The organism is Bradyrhizobium sp. MI1.10, from assembly GCF_055811035.1.
This window is the reverse complement of the sequence record NZ_JBVVPN010000025.1, coordinates 44,448-62,507: the sequence shown is the minus strand read 5'-3', so window position 1 is coordinate 62,507 and position 18,060 is coordinate 44,448. Positions and strand designations below refer to the sequence as shown.

16 protein-coding genes are annotated in these 18,060 nt (G+C 64.1%); 13 read left to right on the top strand and 3 right to left on the bottom strand.

Annotated features, from left to right (window positions below):
- Positions 1-24: 24 nt before the first annotated feature.
- The 8 genes from AC0L3K_RS25050 to AC0L3K_RS25015 all read left to right on the top strand — a co-directional run bounded on the left by AC0L3K_RS25050 (position 25) and on the right by AC0L3K_RS25015 (position 7,855).
- A complete protein-coding gene (locus AC0L3K_RS25050; protein ID WP_354127247.1) occupies positions 25-897 on the top strand; it encodes an ABC transporter permease in 873 nt (290 codons plus the stop codon).
- Positions 894-1,679, top strand: a complete 786-nt coding sequence (locus AC0L3K_RS25045; protein WP_219681238.1) for an ABC transporter permease — start codon at positions 894-896, stop codon at positions 1,677-1,679. The genes AC0L3K_RS25050 and AC0L3K_RS25045 overlap by 4 nt, the downstream gene beginning before the upstream one ends.
- A gap of 197 nt (positions 1,680-1,876) precedes the next feature.
- Complete coding sequence (locus AC0L3K_RS25040; RefSeq protein ID WP_354160509.1) at positions 1,877-3,538, top strand: thiamine pyrophosphate-binding protein; 1,662 nt, start codon at positions 1,877-1,879, stop codon at positions 3,536-3,538.
- Positions 3,539-3,541: 3 nt separating this feature from the next.
- Positions 3,542-4,807, top strand: a complete 1,266-nt coding sequence (locus tag AC0L3K_RS25035; protein ID WP_473367077.1) for an NAD(P)/FAD-dependent oxidoreductase — start codon at positions 3,542-3,544, stop codon at positions 4,805-4,807.
- Between the two features lie 9 nt (positions 4,808-4,816).
- Positions 4,817-5,560, top strand: a complete 744-nt coding sequence (locus tag AC0L3K_RS25030; protein WP_219681232.1) for an aspartate/glutamate racemase family protein — start codon at positions 4,817-4,819, stop codon at positions 5,558-5,560.
- Positions 5,561-5,885: 325 nt separating this feature from the next.
- Complete coding sequence (locus tag AC0L3K_RS25025) at positions 5,886-6,425, top strand: thiamine pyrophosphate-binding protein (RefSeq protein ID WP_007595796.1); 540 nt, start codon at positions 5,886-5,888, stop codon at positions 6,423-6,425.
- Positions 6,425-7,015: a thiamine pyrophosphate-dependent enzyme gene (locus tag AC0L3K_RS25020; protein WP_219681230.1), complete on the top strand. Its 591-nt coding sequence runs from the start codon at positions 6,425-6,427 to the stop codon at positions 7,013-7,015. Before AC0L3K_RS25025 ends, AC0L3K_RS25020 begins: the two co-directional genes overlap by 1 nt.
- A 57-nt stretch (positions 7,016-7,072) precedes the next feature.
- A complete protein-coding gene (locus tag AC0L3K_RS25015) occupies positions 7,073-7,855 on the top strand; it encodes an SDR family NAD(P)-dependent oxidoreductase (protein ID WP_007595793.1) in 783 nt (260 codons plus the stop codon).
- A 148-nt stretch (positions 7,856-8,003) separates the two neighbouring features.
- Here AC0L3K_RS25015 and AC0L3K_RS25010 read toward each other — a convergent pair whose 3' ends face one another.
- The 3 genes from AC0L3K_RS25010 to AC0L3K_RS25000 are packed head-to-tail and all read right to left on the bottom strand — an operon-like array spanning position 8,004 to position 11,771.
- Entirely contained in the window at positions 8,004-8,798 is a 795-nt protein-coding gene (locus AC0L3K_RS25010; protein ID WP_473367076.1) for an IclR family transcriptional regulator, read from the bottom strand.
- A gap of 17 nt (positions 8,799-8,815) precedes the next feature.
- Positions 8,816-10,549 (bottom strand): FAD-dependent oxidoreductase, encoded by a 1,734-nt coding sequence (locus tag AC0L3K_RS25005; RefSeq protein ID WP_473254524.1) that lies wholly within the window; start codon positions 10,547-10,549, stop codon positions 8,816-8,818.
- A gap of 7 nt (positions 10,550-10,556) precedes the next feature.
- Positions 10,557-11,771: an ABC transporter substrate-binding protein gene (locus tag AC0L3K_RS25000; RefSeq protein WP_354127254.1), complete on the bottom strand. Its 1,215-nt coding sequence runs from the start codon at positions 11,769-11,771 to the stop codon at positions 10,557-10,559.
- A 367-nt stretch (positions 11,772-12,138) separates the two neighbouring features.
- Between AC0L3K_RS25000 and AC0L3K_RS24995 the strand changes: the two genes are divergently transcribed.
- From AC0L3K_RS24995 to AC0L3K_RS24975, 5 genes are all read left to right on the top strand, one after another.
- Entirely contained in the window at positions 12,139-13,440 is a 1,302-nt protein-coding gene (locus AC0L3K_RS24995; protein ID WP_473254525.1) for an MFS transporter, read from the top strand.
- Positions 13,441-13,703: 263 nt separating this feature from the next.
- On the top strand, positions 13,704-15,053 hold the full coding sequence (locus AC0L3K_RS24990) for an ABC transporter substrate-binding protein (protein WP_007595773.1): 1,350 nt from the start codon (positions 13,704-13,706) through the stop codon (positions 15,051-15,053).
- 55 nt (positions 15,054-15,108) lie between these two features.
- On the top strand, positions 15,109-16,038 hold the full coding sequence (locus AC0L3K_RS24985; protein ID WP_473367075.1) for an ABC transporter permease: 930 nt from the start codon (positions 15,109-15,111) through the stop codon (positions 16,036-16,038).
- Positions 16,035-16,937, top strand: a complete 903-nt coding sequence (locus AC0L3K_RS24980) for an ABC transporter permease (protein ID WP_473367074.1) — start codon at positions 16,035-16,037, stop codon at positions 16,935-16,937. The genes AC0L3K_RS24985 and AC0L3K_RS24980 overlap by 4 nt, the downstream gene beginning before the upstream one ends.
- A gap of 7 nt (positions 16,938-16,944) precedes the next feature.
- Positions 16,945-18,051, top strand: a complete 1,107-nt coding sequence (locus AC0L3K_RS24975) for an ABC transporter ATP-binding protein (protein ID WP_007595769.1) — start codon at positions 16,945-16,947, stop codon at positions 18,049-18,051.
- Positions 18,052-18,060 lie beyond the last annotated feature (9 nt).

The following is an 18,060-nucleotide window of genomic DNA, read 5'->3' as shown; positions in this document are numbered from 1 at the left end:
GCACCACCCGAGATGAGCGAGCAAATGCTGACGACATCAATGCCAGATCCCTCCCAAAAGCATCAGCGCCGCGAGCATGGGCTGATGCTGGCATTGGTGTCGCCGGCGCTGCTGGTGATCCTGGCTCTGATCGTGCTGCCGGTCGGCTGGCTCGCCTGGCAGTCGATCTACCATGACGGCTTCACGCTGGAGAATTATCGCCGCGTCTTCACCGAAGACATCTACTGGCGAAGTTTTGCGCTGACCTTCGAGATCAGCCTCGCGGTCACGGGGATCGCACTGCTGCTTGGCTATCCCGTGGCCTACCTCGCCAACTCGGTGCCGAAAGGATGGAGTATTCTCATCCTGTCGCTGGTCGTGCTGCCGTTCTGGACCAGTGTGCTGGTGCGGGCCTATGCCTGGCTGGCGCTGCTCCAGCGCACCGGCGTGATCAACCAGCTTTTGCGTTATCTCGACGTGACGAGCGAACCGCTCGCGCTGGTGCACAACACCTTGGGCACGGTGGTTGCGACGGTACACATCCTCCTGCCGTTCATGGTGCTGCCGCTCTATGCCACCATGCAGAAGATCCCGAGCGATCTCATGCAGGCCGGCGCCAGCCTGGGGGCGAGCCCGTCGCTCACCTTCGTTCGCGTCTTTCTGCCGCTGTCTCTGCCCGGCGTGCTCGCAGGCTGCACCATGGTGTTCGTGCTCTGCCTCGGCTTCTACATCACGCCGGAACTGCTCGGCGGCGGCCGCACGGTGATGGTGTCGATGCTGGTGAGCCGCAATGTCGAGCTCTACAACCAGTTCGGTGCTGCGAGCGCGGTCGCCGTCGTGCTGCTCTTAAGCGTGCTCGCGATCTTTTTCGCCGTCAGCCGCTTCATCTCGCTCGATCGCATATTGGGGCAGAAATGACGCGATTGTCGCCCGCCCGGATCGCCCTCTATATGATCAGCGCGCTGGTGCTGGTCTACCTGATCCTGCCGGTGCTGATCATCGCCCCGATCTCCTTCTCCAGCGCGCGCTTTCTGACCTTTCCGCCGCCGTCGTTCTCGCTGCGCTGGTATCAGCAGTATTTCTCCAACTCGGCCTGGATGCAGGCGACGCGGGTGACGCTGACGGTCGCGCTTCTGACCGTGTTTATCGCAACGCCGCTCGGCGTCGCCGCCGCCTATGGCATCAGCCAGTCGAAGCTGCGGATCATGCGGCTGATCCACATGATGCTGCTGTTGCCGCTGGTGGTGCCGATCATCATCACCGCGGTGGGCATCTTCTTCCTCTATGCGAAAGTCGGCTTGGTCGCAACGCTGCCGGGCCTGGTGCTGGCGAATGTCATGTTGGGCCTGCCATACGTCATCATCTCGGTGCTGGCGGGCCTGCAAAGCTTCGATCCGGCGCAGGAGATGGTCGCACGCAGCCTCGGCATGAACCGCCTGCGCAGCTTCTTCGCGGTGACCTTGCCGCAGATCAAGTCCAGCGTGGTCGCAGGCGGCATCTTCGCCTTCATCTCGGCGATGGACGAGACCATCGTCGCGCTGTTCATCTCCGGCGGCCAGTATCAGCCGCTGACCAAGCGTATGTTCACCGCGCTCCGCGACGAGATCGACCCAACCATCGCCGCCATCTCGACACTGATGACGGCGGCCTCGTTCATGCTGGTGCTGCTGGCAAGCGCTCGGCAGCGCAAAGGGGCATGACGGCAAGGGGCCTGCTCCCCGGTCGATGGCCGAGAGAGGCATGGCTGCCGCCGCTATTTTCTGGAGAGGCATGACGAGGCCGTAATGCCGGGCAGCGGTTTCGGCCTTGCACCTTGTTTCCGGCTGTCCTACGCCAGCCCGGAACAAAATTTTCGCGAAGCTGCGAAACGCATCGCCAAAGCCTTGAGGGAGCCGTCATGACCATTCGCAACACCCGCACCGGGGGCCAGATCCTGATCGATCAGCTGGTCGCGCAAGGCGTCGAGCGCGTCACCTGCGTGCCGGGCGAGAGCTACCTTGCGGCGCTCGATGCGCTGCACGACAGCCCGATCGACGTCATGATCTGCCGCGCCGAGGGCGGTGCCGCGATGATGGCGGAGGCCTATGGCAAGCTCACCGGCCGTCCCGGTATCTGCTTCGTCACCCGCGGCCCCGGCGCCACCAATGCCAGCCACGGCGTGCACATCGCGATGCAGGATTCCACGCCGATGATCCTGTTCGTCGGTCAGGTCGACACCGGCATGCGCGAGCGCGAGGCGTTCCAGGAGCTCGACTACAAGGCGGTGTTCGGCACCATGGCGAAATGGGCGGTCGAGATCGATCGTCCCGACCGCATTCCGGAGCTGGTCGCGCGCGCCTTCCGCGTCGCCATGCAGGGCCGTCCCGGTCCCGTGGTGATCTCGCTGCCCGAGAACATGCTGACCGAGACCGCAGCCGTTGCGGACGCCATGCGGATCGAGCCGGCGATGAGCTGGCCGGCGCCCACCGATATCGAGCGTGTCGGCGCCATGCTTGCGAGCGCCAAAGCACCGCTCGTCATTCTCGGCGGCTCGCGCTGGACCGATGAGGCGACCAGGAGCATCGCGCGCTTTGCCGAGCGGTTCGACCTGCCGGTCGCGACCTCGTTCCGCCGCGCGTCGCTGATCGACGCCGATCACTCGCATTATGCCGGCGACCTCGGCATCGGCCCGAGCCCGGGCCTGAAGGCGCGGATCGACGGCGCCGATGTCATTCTTCTCATCGGCGGCCGCATGTCGGAGATGCCGTCCTCATCCTACACGCTGCTCGACATTCCGACCCCGCGGCAGAAGCTGATCCACGTTCATCCCGGCTCCGAAGAGCTCGGCCGCATCTATCAGCCTGAGCTCGCGATCCAGGCCACGCCCGCTGCGTTCGCGGCCGCGGTCGAGACGCTGAAGCCGGCAGGCGCCGTTGCCTGGAAGGGCGAGGCCGCCAAGGCGCATGCCGATTATCTCGCCTGGACCGACAAGGCGCGCGAGCTGCCCGGCACGTTCCAGTATGGCCAGGTCATGACCTGGCTGCGCGATCGCCTGCCTGAGGACGCGATCGTCTGCAACGGTGCGGGCAATTATGCCGGCTGGATTCATCGGCATCATCGCTTTCACAGCTTTGCCTCGCAGCTCGCGCCGACGTCGGGCTCGATGGGCTACGGTGTGCCGGCCGCGGTGCTCGCGAAGCGACAATATCCGGACCGTACTGTTATCGCCTTTGCCGGTGACGGCTGCTTCCTGATGAACGGGCAGGAATTCGCGACCGCCGTGCAGTACGACGCAGCCCTCGTCGTCATCGTCGTCGACAATGCGCAATACGGCACCATCCGCATGCACCAGGAGCGCGACTATCCCGGACGCGTGGTCGGCACCCAGCTCAAGAACCCGGATTTCGCGATGTACGCAAAAGCATTCGGCGGCCATGGCGAGCGCGTCGAGCGCACCGAAGAGTTCGCGCCGGCGTTCGAGCGTGCGCTCGCCTCGGGCAAGCCGTCGATCCTCCACTGCATCATCGATCCGCGTGCGATGTCGGTCGGCAAGGACTTTGCCCCTGCGGTGAAGGCATAGCCGATGCCGCAAGGCCGCCACGTCGCCATCATCGGTGCCGGCGCGGTCGGCGTGATCAGCGCGATCGAGGCGCTGCGCGAGGGCCATCGCGTCACGCTGATCGATCCGGGCGAGCCCGGTGGCGAACAGGCGGCGAGCTACGGCAATGCCGGCTGGCTCTCCTCGCATTCGGTGATCCCGCCGGCCGAGCCCGGTGTCTGGAAGAAGGTGCCGGGTTATCTGATGGATCCGCTCGGGCCACTCGCGATCCGCTGGTCTTATCTGCCGAAGGCGCTGCCCTGGTTGATCAAATATCTGCTCTCGGGCTGGACCGAGGCGCGGGTCGAGAAGACGGCATTTGCGCTGCGCGATCTCCTGAAGGACGCGCCGCTATTGCACAGGAAGCTCGCGGAGGAGGCGGGCGTCCCTGAATTGATCGAGCGTAACGGCGTGATGCATGTCTTCCCGTCACGCGGCAATTTCGACAATGATCTCGGCTGGCGCCTGCGCAAGCGCGTCGGTGTCGAATGGCTGGAGCTTTCGGCCGACGAGATGCGTCAGCGCGAGCCCGATCTGCATCCGCGCTACACGTTTGGCGTGGTGGTGGAGGAAGCCGGTCGCTGCCGGGACCCCGGAGCCTATGTCGCAGCCCTCGCGCAACACGCGCTGGCAAGCGGCGCCAAGCTTGTGCGGGCCAAGGCAATTGGGCTGAAACTATCCGGCAACAAGCTGGTGGCTGTCCTGACCGAGACCGGCGAGATTGCGTGCGATGCCGCGGTGATTGCCGCCGGTGCGCATTCGAAGCGGCTCACCGCATCCATTGGTGATCCGCTGCCGCTGGAGACCGAGCGCGGCTATCACGTCATGATCGAGAATCCGGAAGCAGGCCCGCGCAGCTCGATGATGGCCTCGGATGCGAAGATGGTGGTGAACTGGACCGACAAGGGTTTGCGCGCCGCCGGCACGGTCGAGATCGCAGGCATCGAGGCCGCACCGAACTGGAAGCGTGCCGAGATCCTGCGCAACCATCTCGTCAGCATGTTCCCAAAACTGCCCAAGGACATTCCGGCCTCCCGCATCAAGACCTGGTTCGGTCATCGGCCGAGCATGCCAGACGGACGTCCCTGCATCGGCTACGCGCGGGCATCGCGCGACATCGTCTATGCCTTCGGCCACGGCCATATCGGCCTGGTCGGTTCGGCCCGCACCGGCCGTCTCGTCGCCCAGCTTCTGAGCGGCAAGCCGCCGGAAATTCCGCTTGCACCGTTTTCGCCCGATCGTTTTCTCTGAGATCGCATCATGACCGCTCCAGCCAACTCGTCCCCCCGAATCGCCCGCGGCGGCAAGGCCGTCTATGGAGCACCGCTCGGCATCCTGATGTTGGAGGCGCGCTTTCCCCGCATTCCCGGCGACATGGGCAACGGCACCACCTGGCCTTTCCCCGTGCTCTATCGCGTGGTGAGCGGTGCCTCGCCCGAGAAAGTGGTGCTGAACGGTGCGGCCGGTCTGCTGCCTGATTTCATCGATGCGGCGAAGGATCTGGTGCGGCTCGGGGCGGAAGCCATCACCACCAATTGCGGCTTCCTCTCGCTGTTCCAGAAGGAGATCGCAGCCGCGGTCGGCGTTCCCGTCGCGACCTCGTCACTGATGCAGGTGCCGTGGGTGCAGGCGACCTTGCCGCCGGGCAAGCGCGTCGGCCTCGTCACGGTCTCAGGTTCATCCTTGACGCCGGCTCATCTCGAAGGTGCCGGCGTGCCGCTCGATACGCCGCTGGTCGGCACCGAGCACGGCAAGGAATTCTTCCGCGTCCTGATCAAGGCCGAGAAGGAGGACATGGATATCGCGCAGGCCGAACGTGACGTGGTCGAGGCCGGCAAGGAGCTGGTCGCCAGCAACCCGGATGTCGGCGCGATCGTGCTGGAATGCACTAACATGCCGCCTTATGCGGCGGCGCTTCAGGCCGAAGTCGGATTGCCCGTCTATGATATCTATTCCATGATCACCTGGTTTCATGCAGGACTGCGGCCGCGCCAGTTTGGCTAGAGGTCGAGAAGTTGCCTATGGCTCCTCTTCCTTCTACCCTTGTGGGAGAAGGTGGCGCGAAGCGCCGGATGAGGGGTATCTCTCCGCGCATATAGATGCGGATGAGTGCACGGAGAGATACCCCTCATCCAAATGAGTTTGTATCTGTCAGCGGTGATGCCCTCTCCCGCAAGGGGAGAGGGCGCAGCCATGCGCATCGTGCGCTGTCCCACCGGCAGCGGAAGAGGCAGCTATACAATCCCTCGATACCTGATCGCGCCAGACGGTCAGAGCTTTCGCGCCTGAACATCGTTAGAGTGCCGCTCGAAATCCACGGAGACATGCGGTGCACAGCCTTCAATCCAATCCCGACACGCGCGCAGACAATTGGCCGTCCGAGCTCTACCGCATCCTGAAAGCCGCCGACGTGCGGCAGATGTCATACGTCCCCGATGCCGGCCACAGCCAGCTCATCAGCCTGTTCTCGGCCGATCGCGACGTCACCACCAACGTGCTGACGACGGAAGAGGAGGGCGTCGCCATCGCCGCCGGCGCCTGGCTCGGCGGCCAGCGCAGCGTGCTCTTGATGCAGTCGAGCGGGGTCGGCAATTGCATCAACATGCTGTCGCTGTCGGCGATCGGACGATTTCCACTGCTGATGCTGGTGACGATGCGCGGCGAATGGGCCGAGTTCAATCCCTGGCAGGTGCCGATGAGCCGGGCGACGCAGCCCTCGCTGGAAGCGATTGGTTTGAAGGTGATGCGGGCGGAGACGGCGGAGGATCTGGTCGAGACGGTCGAATCGGCCGCAGCGCTCGCCTACGATTCCGATCAGCAGATCGCGGTCCTGATCGGGCAGCGCCTGATCGGCAAGAAGAAGTGGTGATGCCAATGCAAGCCCAACTCGACCGCCGCGCCGCCGTCGCCGCTCTCCTGAAGAATCGCAACGACACTCTGGTCGTCTCCGGCCTCGGCTCGCCGACCTATGACCTTCATTCGGTCGGCGACCACGACGGCAATCTCTATCTCTGGGGCGCCATGGGCGGCGCCGCGCTGATCGGGCTTGGCCTCGCGCAAGCCCAGCCGGGAAAACGTGTCCTCGCCTTGACCGGGGATGGCGAGCAATTGATGGGCCTCGGCGGCATCGCCACCATCGGAGTCGCGCGCCCGCGCAATCTCGACATCGTCGTGATCGACAACCAGCATTTTGGCGAGACCGGGATGCAGGCCAGCCACACCGGGCGCGGCGTCGATCTCACCGCAATCGCCGTGGCTTGCGGCTTTGCCGCTGCCGGAACCGTGCGGACGATCGAGGAGGTGCAGCGCCTCGCAACCCAAATCGCCGAGCCGGCCGATGGCCCGCGGCTGTTTGTCATCAAGGTTCTGGCGGAAAATCCACCGCGCTCGCTGCCCTCGCGCGATGCTGTCTTTATCAAGAACCGGTTCCGTGCTCATCTCGGCTTCGCGGCGGCCTGAGCCGGGTTTCTCACCCGGCGACAGTCTGCTGTGAAGCAGCTATCCTGGAGTGAGACCATGAAATTATCCGGCAAGGTCGCCGCCATCACCGGCGCGGCGCGCGGTATCGGCAAGGCTTGCGCAAAGCGATTTCTGGATGACGGCGTCAAGGTCGTCATTTCGGACGTCGATGCCGAGGGTTTGGCCGCGACGGCCGCCGAACTCGCGCGGCCGGATGCCTTGCGCACTGTCGTCGGCAATGTCGCCAAGCGTGTCGATGTCGACCAGCTGGTCGCAACGGCTGCAAGAGAGTTCGGCCGGCTCGACATCATGGTCAACAATGCCGGCGTCGCCCGCAACCGGGACCTCCTGGAGATATCCGAAGAAGAATTCGACGAGATCATCGGCATCAACCTGAAGGGCGCCTTCTTCGGCGTGCAGGCGGCGGCCAAGCAGATGATTGCGCAAGGTAGCGGCGGCGGGGTCATCATCAACATGTCGTCGGTCAATGCACTGCTGGCAATCCCGGCACTTGCGACCTACGCCATGTCCAAGGGCGGCATGAAGCAGCTCACATCAGTGGCCGCCGTCGCGCTCGCGCCGCACAACATTCGCGTCGTCGCGGTCGGGCCGGGCACGATCCTGACCGACATGGTGGCGTCGTCCATCTACACCTCGGAGGATGCCCGCAAAACCGTGATGTCACGCACGCCGGCCGGCCGTGGCGGCGAGCCGAGCGAGGTTGCCTCCGTCGTCGCGTTCCTGGCGAGCGACGATGCGTCCTATATCACGGGGCAGACGATCTATCCGGATGGCGGGCGGTTGATCCTGAACTACACGGTGCCGGTGAAGGAGAAGTAGGACTCGGAAGGTTGTCCCACACTCGCTGTCATCGCCCGGCTTGACCGGGCGATCCAGTACTCCGAGATAGCAGCGACAGGGCCGATGGGCCGCGGCGTACTGGATGCCCCGCCTTCGCGGGGCATGACAGCGGTGGTTGCAGGCAACCTCACTCCGCCGCAACCGTCATCCCGTAACCGAGCCGCTTCGAGATCCCGCCGGCGCAGTCGCGTAGCGCGTGGGCGATCGCGCTGTCCCAGCGGGCATCGAACGTGCCTTCCGGCCCCATCGCGGTGATCACCAGTGCGACATGGCCGGAATGGTCGAACACCGGCGCGGCGAACGCATTGACGCCGGGCAGGGGGTCGCCGAGCGCGCGGGCGAGGCCGTGCTTGCGCACTTCGGTGAGCATGTCAGCGAGCTTCACGCCCTTGATCGGCCGCTTCGGGTTATAGCCGACACCGTGACGATCGAGACCGCTTGCGAGTGCGGCGTCGATGGTCTTCTCCGGCAGGAAGGCGGCAAAGGCGCGGCCGGTCGCGGTCTCCAGCAGGGCCATCACCGAGCCGGCCCGCATCACGATGTGCACGGGCTGGCCGGGTTCTTCGAGCTGCACCACGGTCGGGCCATGCGTGCCCCAGACCGCCAGCGAGACCGCGTGCCCAATCTGGCTCGCAAGCGCCGCGATCTTCGGTCCGGCGATACGCACGCCGGAGAGGCGGCGCAGGCTGATCAGGCCGAGCTCCAGTGCCAGTGCGCCGATCTCGTAGCGGCCGGTGGCCTCGTCCTGCTCGATCAGGCCGATGCGGGAGAAGCTGGCGAGATAGGGATGCGCTTTGGCCGGCGTCATGCCGGCCTCGCGGGCAAGATCGCGCAGCATCATCGGCTCGCCGCTGCGGGCGAGCGCGCGGAGCAATTCGCCGCCGACCTCGATCGACTGGATGCCGCGGCTTTCTCTCTTCATGCGCCTCCTGGCGTGGCTTACGCCGCGTTGCGCTTGGCGGCGCTGTCGGCGAGATGACGGCCGGCAATGTAGCCGAAGGTCAGCGCCGGCCCAAGCGTGATGCCGGCACCGGGATAATTGCCGCCCATGATGCTCGCCATGTCGTTGCCGGCGGCATAGAGCCCCGGAATGACCCGTCCTTCTGCATCCAGCGCCCGCGCGTTCTCGTCGGTGACGATGCCGGCATAGGTGCCGAGATCGCCGACCACCATCTTGATGGCGTAGAACGGACCGTTCTCGATGGGCGCGACGCACGGGTTCGGGCCGTGCAGCGCATCGCCCTGGTAGCGGTTATAGGCCTTTGAGCCCTTGCCGAAGGCCGCATCATGCCCCTGTGGTGCGGTCGCATTGAACTGCTTGACGGTCTCGACGAACGCCATGCTGTCGATGCCCGCCTTTGCCGCGAGCGCCTCCAGCGTCTCGCCGCGCATGAGATAGCCGGTCTTGAGGTGATGACCTAGCGGCATCGGGAATGGCGGCACGCAGCCGAGGCCGTACTTCCGAAGCGTCTGGTGATCGCAGACGAGATAGGCCGCGATCTCCTCGCCGGGCTTCGCAGCCTTCACCATGGCCTGGACGAAGTCGTGATAGGAATTGCCCTCGTTGGCAAAGCGCTTGCCGTCACGCATCACCGCGATCACGCCGGGTTTGGCGCGGTCGATGAAATGCGGCATCACACCGCTTGAGCCGTCCTTGCGCTTGGTGACCGAGACCGGGACCCAGGCTGCCGCGTTCGGCAGCCGGTCCTCGACCTGTCCGCCGGCGCTTTCCGCAAGGCGCAGGCCGTCGCCGGTATTGCCGGTCGGTCCCGGCGAAAAATGCTCGTTCCCAGTCGGCGCGTGCGGGAACAGCTTTTTGCGCCGTTCGACATCATGCGGGAAACCGCCGCAGGCGAGCACGACGCCTTGTCTGGCACGAATGCGGACGTCGCGTCCCTCGCGGGCGACGATGGCGCCGGTGACGGTGCCGTTCTCGACCGTCAGCTCGCGTACCGGCGCGGACAGCCACATCGGAATCTTAAAATCCTGTGCGGATTTCGCGAGGCGCCCGGCCAATGCGTTGCCATTGGTCAGCGTCATGCCGCGGCCATAGCGCAGCACGTCCATCAGATGCCGCGACAGGCGCTTTGCGACATAGACCGCCGAATTCAGCGACTTCGTCGCGCGCATGAAATGGACGATGTCCTTGCCGGATCCAAGCATCATTCCGAATACGGTCAGCTCGGGCAGGGGCATGCCGAGGGTCTTAATCTGGTCGCCGAGCTCGCGGCCGTCGAACGGGCGTGCCACCATCGAACGGCCACCCTGGGCGCCGCCGGGCGCCTCGGCGTGGTAGTCCGGGAACACCAGCGGCATGTCGAAACGGAGCGCGGTCTTGCTGGTGAAAAAATCGACCGCCTCGGGCCCGGCGCTCAGGAATGCATCGACGCGCGCGGCGTCAAAGTTGTTGCCGGCTTCGTGCCGCAGATAGGTGCGGGCCTGCTCAGGCGTCTCCTCGATGCCGTAGGCCTTTGCCAGCGAGGTGCCGGGAATCCACAACCAGCCGCCGGAGCGGGCGGTGGTGCCGCCGAAGCGCGGCTCCTTCTCGACGATCAGGACGTCGAGACCGCGATAGCGCGCGGTGATCGCGGCCGACATGCCGGAGCAGCCAGATCCGGCCACGAGCACATCGCACTCGTAAATCTCAATTGCGTTGCGCTCGTTGCCGGTCATGCAGGCCTCACTTCTTCAGCAGCGGACATTTGGATTCGGAGACCGGGCGGAAGGCGTCCTCGCCCTTCACCGTCTTGATGATCTCCAAATAATCCCAGGGTTCTTTGGACTGCTCTGGCGTTTTCACCTTGGCGAGATACATGTCGCGAATGACGCGGCCGTCCTCGCGCAAGCGTCCGCCATGAACGAATGTATCCTCGATTGGCAGCTCGCGCATCTTGGCCATCGCCTTGGCGGGATCATCGGTGCCGGCGGCCTTGATGGCCTTGAGATAATGCAGCACCGAGCCGTAGACGCCGGTCTGGATCATGGTCGGCATCACCTTGGTGCGCTCGTAGAATTTCCGCGACCATGCGCGGGTCGCCTCGTCCATGTTCCAGTACGACGCAGTGGTCATGTAGGTGCCCTGCGCGGATTTGAGCCCGATCGCGTGCACGTCGGTGTCGAACATCAAGAGGCCGACCAGCTTCTGGCCGCCTTGGACCAGGCCGAACTCGCCCGACTGCTTGATCGCATTGTCGGTGTCCTGGCCTGCATTGGCGAAGGCGACGACGTCCGATTTCGAGCTTTGCGCCTGGAGTGCAAAGGAGGAGAAATCGGCCGTATTGGTCGGGTGCTTCACGCCACCCAAAACCTTGCCGCCCATCTCGTTGATGAAGCGCGTGGCGTCCTTCTCGAGCTGCTGGCCGAAGGCGTAGTCGGCGGTGATGAAGTACCAGGATTTGCCGCCTTCCTTGATCACGGCGGAGGCCGTCACCTTCGACAGCGCGTAGGTATCATAGGTGAAGTGCACGGTGTTCGGGCTGCAAAGCTCGTCGGTCAACGAACTCGCGCCGGGGCCTGACAGCAGCGCGATCTTGTTGCGCTCGCGCACCATGTTGTGGACGGCGATCGCGATGCCGGAATTGGGAATGTCGACGACGGCATCGACCTTGCCGTTGTCGAACCAGCCGCGCACGATCTGCACGCCGACGTCGGTCTTCATCTGATGGTCGGCGCTGATGATCTCGATCGGCTTGCCGAGCACGGTGGGCCCGAACTCCTCCACCGCCATTTTCGCGGCCTCCACAGAGCCTGGCCCGCTGTTGTCGCGGCCCCAGCTCGACAGATCCGTCAGCACGCCGATCCGCACAGCGTCGTCGGAGATTTGCGCGTTCGCAACGGTGGTTATGGCAGCCGAAGTCATGGCCCCGAGCATAGCGCAGGCCAAAAGCCCTCTCATCGTCGTTCCCTCTCGTTTATGGGCCGCTTGGCGCGGCTGGTTATTGTGAGAGCAAGTTAGATAATGTTGAATAAGTTTGTCAATGGCGAATAAAGGGATGCAGGTTCCGTGAAGGCCGCGAAGAGGTTGCGGAGCGGCGCACGCGACTGTTTCAACAACGTCATTGCGAGCGAAGCGAAGCAATCCAGGTTCTTTCCGCGGCGGGATTCTGGATTGCTTCGTCGCAAGGGCTCCTCGCAATGACGGTGCTGAAGCAGTAGCGCGCAATTGTCACCCACTGTGATCCTCGTCGACGACTATGCCCGGACAAGTTGCAACCGCCATCGCGATTGGCCATGATGGCGCCCAGGAATCTTGGGGCGCGGCAATGACGGCAGCATCGGGGGTCTCCACTGCGGCGGAGAAATCGACGACGGCGCATGTGGTGTGGGCGAGCGCGCTCGGCACGGCTATCGAGTGGTACGACTTCCTGATCTACGGCACGGCGGCGGCGCTGGTGCTGAACAAGCTGTTCTTCCCGAGCTTCGATCCCTTCGTCGGCACGCTGGCGGCGTTCTCGACCTATGCGGTCGGCTTTGTCGCGCGGCCGATTGGCGGTGCCATCATCGGGCATTATGGTGACCGGGTCGGCCGCAAGAAGATGCTGGTCGCGACCATGATCGCGATGGGACTGGGCACGTTCCTGATCGGTTGCCTGCCGACCTACAGTCAGATCGGCGTCTGGGCGCCGATCTTCCTCGTCATTTTGCGCTTCGTCCAGGGCATCGGGCTCGGTGGCGAGTGGAGCGGGGCGGTGGTCATGGTGGCCGAGCACGCCGGCAACCGCCGGGGCTTCTACGGCAGTCTGGTGCAGATCGGCTTCCCGGTCGGAGTCGCCGCGTCCACCGGCATTTTCGGTCTGATGACGCAGCTGCCCGAAGCGGACTTCTTGAGCTGGGGCTGGCGCGTGCCGTTTCTGATCAGCATCCTGCTCGTCGGCGTCGGCTTCATCGTAAGGCTGAAACTCGCGGAGACGCCGCACTTCAAGGAGGTGCTCGAGCGCAAGGAGGTCCTGGCGCAGCCGGCGCTGGAAGTCCTGCGCCGCGACTGGCGCAGCTTCCTGCTCGCGATCGGCATCACGGTGTCCGAAGTCGGGCTTGCTTATCTCCTCACTGTTTTCACCGTGGTCTATACCACGACGCAGCTCGGCCTGCCGCGGCAGGTGATCCTCAATGCGGTGGTCTATGCCGCGCTCGTCGAGCTCGCGACGTTGCCCCTCGCAGGCTGGCTGTCCGACATCTTCGGCCGCAAGGCGCTGTATCTCGCCGGCGGTGTGTTCTCGGTGGCGCTGGCGTTTCCGTTGTTCTGGTTCCTCGACACCAGGGATCCGGCGCTGATCACGCTCGCGCTCGTCGTCACGATGACATTGACGCATGCGCTGCTGTTCGGGCCGAAGGCGGCCTTCATGCCGGAGCTGTTCCGCACCCAGGTGCGCTACAGCGGCGCATCGCTGGGAGCCAACGTTGCCGCCGCGCTGAGCGGCGGCTTTTCGCCGCTGATTGCGACAGCACTGCTGGCATGGGCGGGTTCTTATTGGGCCGTGTCGGTCTACATCATCGCGCTGTCGATCGTCACCATCATCGCCACACTGGTGGCGCCGGAAACGGCGCGGGACCAGCTCAGGTCCTGAGGGCCGCCTTCATCACGTCTGCCGCGCGAACGGGCCCGCACGTTCGAAGCCATCGTTTTGTATGCACGTCTTGACGCCTTCTTATGCGCGCTGCCAAAAGCCGGTGCAGCGGGGCGAACCATTAGCCGCGTTTATGCAGCGAATTTTTACTTCCAATTTTACTTCACAACATCCCGCCCATAGCCTCCTGCGCAATTGGTCACATCCGCAGCCGGTCAATGGCGACCGGTGCGCAGCGTTCATCGTAGCCAACGAGGGTTGCCATGCTTGACAGGGACAAGGGGACATCCACTGCCAATCCGGCGGGGACGAGCGACAGGTCTGCGAAAAAGCTGAGCCGACGCACGCTGTTGAAGGGCGCTGCGGCGGTGGCCGGCGCTGCCGCAGGATCGGACGCGATCCGCGGATTCCCAACCATCTGGGCGCAGGAGATCAAGGACATCGAGCTGCGCCATGTCGGCGTGTCCTATTCGGTGGTGAAGGCGATCGGCGACCAGGCGGCCAAGGATCTCGGCTTCAAGGTGACGATGCAGAACCTCGACACCTCCGCTGCCATCAACCGCTTCATAAGCCAGCCTAATACGGTCGATATCGCCGATCTCGAGGGCTGGCAGGCCAAGCTCGCCGCCAAGCGCGGCGTGATCCAGGGCATCGAGGTCAAGAAGATCAAGGAGTTCGACAACATCCTGCCGATCTTCACCAAGGGGGAGATCGACGGTCACAAGATCCCGCGCCAGGGCATCTCGCCCTACGAGGCCATGTATATCGCCAAGCCCGATTCGACCGATCTGAACGACGGCGTGACCGAATGGGCGACCTTCCTGCCGCAGGTCTACAACGCCGACTCCATCGGTTACCGCCCCGACCTCGTCGGCCATGAAGTCACGGAATGGAAGGATCTGATCGATCCGAAATTCAAAGGCAAGGCCGCGATCCTCGACGTGCCCGCGATCGGCATCATGGACGCCGCGCTCTGCTTCGAAAGCGCCGGGCTGATCAAGTACGGCAACAAGGGCAACATGACCAAGGAGGAGATCGACTTCACCTGCAACAAGCTGATCGAGCTCAAGAAGCAGGGCCAGTTCCGCGCGACCTGGACTACCTTCGACCAGTCGGTGCAGCTGATGGCGGCGGGCGAAGTGGTCATCCAGTCGATGTGGTCGCCGGCGGTTGCCGCGGTGCGCGTGAAAGAAATCCCCTGCGTCTACGCGCCGGTCAACATCAAGAACGGCAAGGAAGGCTATCGCGGCTGGTGCAACGGCATGGGCCTGATGAAGCATCTCTCCGGCAAGAAGCTGGACGCGGCCTACGAATATCTCAACTGGTATCTGTCGGGCTGGCAGGGCGGCTTCGTCGCGCGCTACGGCTATTACAGCCCGGTGCCTTCGACTGCGAAGAAATTCCTCACGCCGGCCGAATGGGCGTTCTGGTACGAGGGCCAGCCCGCGCCGGAGGTGGTCAACGATCCCTATGGCGTTGCGATGGAGAAGGCGGGCACCAAGCGCGACGGCGGTTCGTTCCTCGACCGCGTCAAGAACATCTCCTGCTGGAATACGCTGATGGACGAAGCCGCCTACATGAACAAGCGCTGGAACGACTTCAAGGTGGCCTGAAACCTGCTTTTCCTGACGTGAACGAAGCGCCGGCGTGGCGATGCGCCGGTGCCAAATGACCGAGTTCGAGGCGTTTGCCGACATGCAGCCAAGCCTTAGTCCAGCTCTTAGTCCAGCTCAAACCTCACCACGCGCAAATCTCGCCGGCTGGCTCTACGTGTCTCCGCTCGTGCTGGTGCTCGTGCCGTTCTTCGTGGCGCCGATCCTGGTCGTGCTGGCCGCGAGCTTCTTTGCCACCGACGGCTTTGGCGGGCTGACGCCGGGCCTCACGCTCGCAAGCTATGTCGAGGTGCTGCATTCGGCGCTGACGCTGAAGCTGTATCTCGCGACCATCAAATTCACGGTGCTGACCTGGATCTTCACACTGATCATCGGCTTCTTCGTCGCCTACTTCCTGGTTTTCCACGTCCGCAACCAGTTGCTGGCGATTGGCCTGTTCCTGCTCTGCACGGTGCCGTTCTGGACCTCGAACATCATCCGGATGATTTCCTGGATTCCGCTGCTCGGCAAGGAAGGCCTGATCAACCAGGCGCTGCTGGGGCTTGGCGTGATCCGCCAGCCGCTGGAAGTGCTGCTGTTCTCGGACCTAGCGGTCGTCATCGCCTATGTCCACCAGCTCACCATTTTCATGATCGTGCCGATCTTCAATTCCATGGCGCGGATCGACAAGAAGCTGATCGAGGCCGCGATTGATGCAGGCGCCAGCCGTTTCGACATCATGCGCCTGATCGTGGTGCCGATGTCCAAGAGCGGCATCGCCCTCGGCACCATCTTCGTCGTCTCGATCGTGATGGGCGATTTCTTCGTGGTCAAGGTGATGTCCGGCGGCGGCTCGGCTTCGGTGGTGAGCGCGTTCTACGAGGACGTCGGCGTGCTGCAATATCCGACCGCGGCGGCCAGCGCAGTGTTGCTGACGCTGGTGCTGGTCGCGATCGTCTCGCTGATCCTGCGCACCGTCGACATCAGGCAGGAGATCACGCGATGAGCGCGGTTCTCGCCGACATGCCCGAAACCGATGTGTCAAAGACGATCGCGCCGGCGACAAAGGCGATTGCGCCGAGCAAGGGCGGCCGGCCGTGGACGTTCTACGTCCTGGCAACGCTGTTTGCGTTCTATGTGATCGCGCTCTACGGCCCGATGTTCTGCATCTACGTCCTGTCGTTCCAGGACATCCGCGGCGGCCTCGTGTTCCCGATGAAGGGCACTTCGCTGCACTGGTTCGTCGATCTCTTCACCCAGGTGCGGACCGGTGACGTCAAGGGCTCGTTCGACCGCTCGATCAAGCTCGCCGTCATTGTCACTGTTATCACGGTGGTGGTCTCGTTCCTCGCCGGGCTCGGTTTTCGCAAGCGCTTTCGCGGCGACACCGTCGTGTTCTACATGATGATCGGCAGCCTGGTCGCGCCGGGTCTCGTGCTCGGCCTCGGCACCGGTCTGTTGTTCCAGGCGCTCGGGCTCAATGCGAGCTGGTACACCTCGGCGCTCGGCGCGCAACTGTCCTGGACGCTGCCGTTCGGCGTGCTCGTGATGTTCGCGGTGATGTCGCGCTTCAACCATGTCTGGGAGGAGGCGGCCTACGACCTCGGCGCCAGCCGCTGGCAATCGATCCGGCTGGTGATGATTCCGGTGCTGGCGCCCGGCCTCGTCGCGGTCGCGCTGTTCGGCTTCACGCTCTCCTACGACGAGTTTGCGCGCAGCCTCCAGACCGCGGGCTCACTGAACACGCTGCCGCTGGAGATCTGGAGCATGACGCTGAACGTCACGTCCCCCTCACTCTATGCGCTCGGGACGGTGACGACGATCGTCTCCTTCATCGTGATCGGCGCAAGCCTGGGCAGCATCGTGCTGATCCAGAAAAAGCGCGGCAGCAGCACAAAGGGTTGAGCTGAGAATGAAGAGTGATCGCGGCGATATCGAACTGGCGGGCGTCTGCAAGAGCTTTGACGGCGTCACCAATGTGGTGGACGGTGTCAATCTCAAGATCGCCGACGGCGCCTATTGCTGCTTCATCGGTCCCTCCGGCTGCGGCAAGACCACGATTTTGCGCATGATCGCCGGCCACGAGGACCCGACCGCCGGCGAGATCGTGATCGGCGGGCAGAACGTCGTCGGTCTTGCGCCGGTGCAGCGGCGCACCGCGATGATGTTCCAGTCCTACGCGCTGTTCCCGCATCTCACCGTGCGCGACAACATCGCGTTCGCCTTGCGCGTGCGCGGCATGTCGAAGGCTGATCGCCTGCGCGCTGCGGATGCCATGATCGAGAAGGTGCGGCTGACGCAATTCGCCGACCGCCTACCGGCGCAGCTCTCCGGCGGCCAGCAGCAGCGTGTGGCGCTGGCGCGCGCCGCGATCACCGAGCCGAGGGTACTCTTGCTCGACGAACCGCTGTCCGCCCTGGACGAGCAGCTCCGCGTGCAGATGCGCCAGGAGCTCAGGCGGATGCAGCAGGAGCTCGGTATCACCTTCATCCACGTCACCCATACCCAGCTCGAGGCGATCGCGCTCGCCGATCTGGTGGTGGTGATGGAGCAGGGCAGGATCAAGCAGGCGGGCGCGGCCCGCGACGTCTATGCCCATCCGCACGATCGTTACGTCGCTGAGTTCATGGGCGGGCAGAACGTGCTGTCGGGGCGGGTCGAGAAGGTCAACGGTTCGACCTTTACGCTCGCGCAGGCCGCGCCTGATGGCATCGAGGTCCCGCTTCAGGCGCGGTCCACGGTGAGCGTCGGTGACAAGATCGATATCGCCGTGCGCCGCGACGATGTCGCGCTGGTCCGGCCGGGCAGGGAACTACCGCCGGGCTGCACCACGTTGCTGCCGAGTCGTGTGCTCGCGATCGAATACCAGGGCTATTTCGTCAAGGTCATGCTGGACACCGTGCCGGACGACGCGTTCGTCGCCTACGTGCCGGAAAAGACTTTCTTCGCGGATCCGTTCACCGTCGGCGACGTCGTGATGGCCACATGGGCCACCGGCAGCGCGCTTCCACTCGCCTAAAGACCCGTC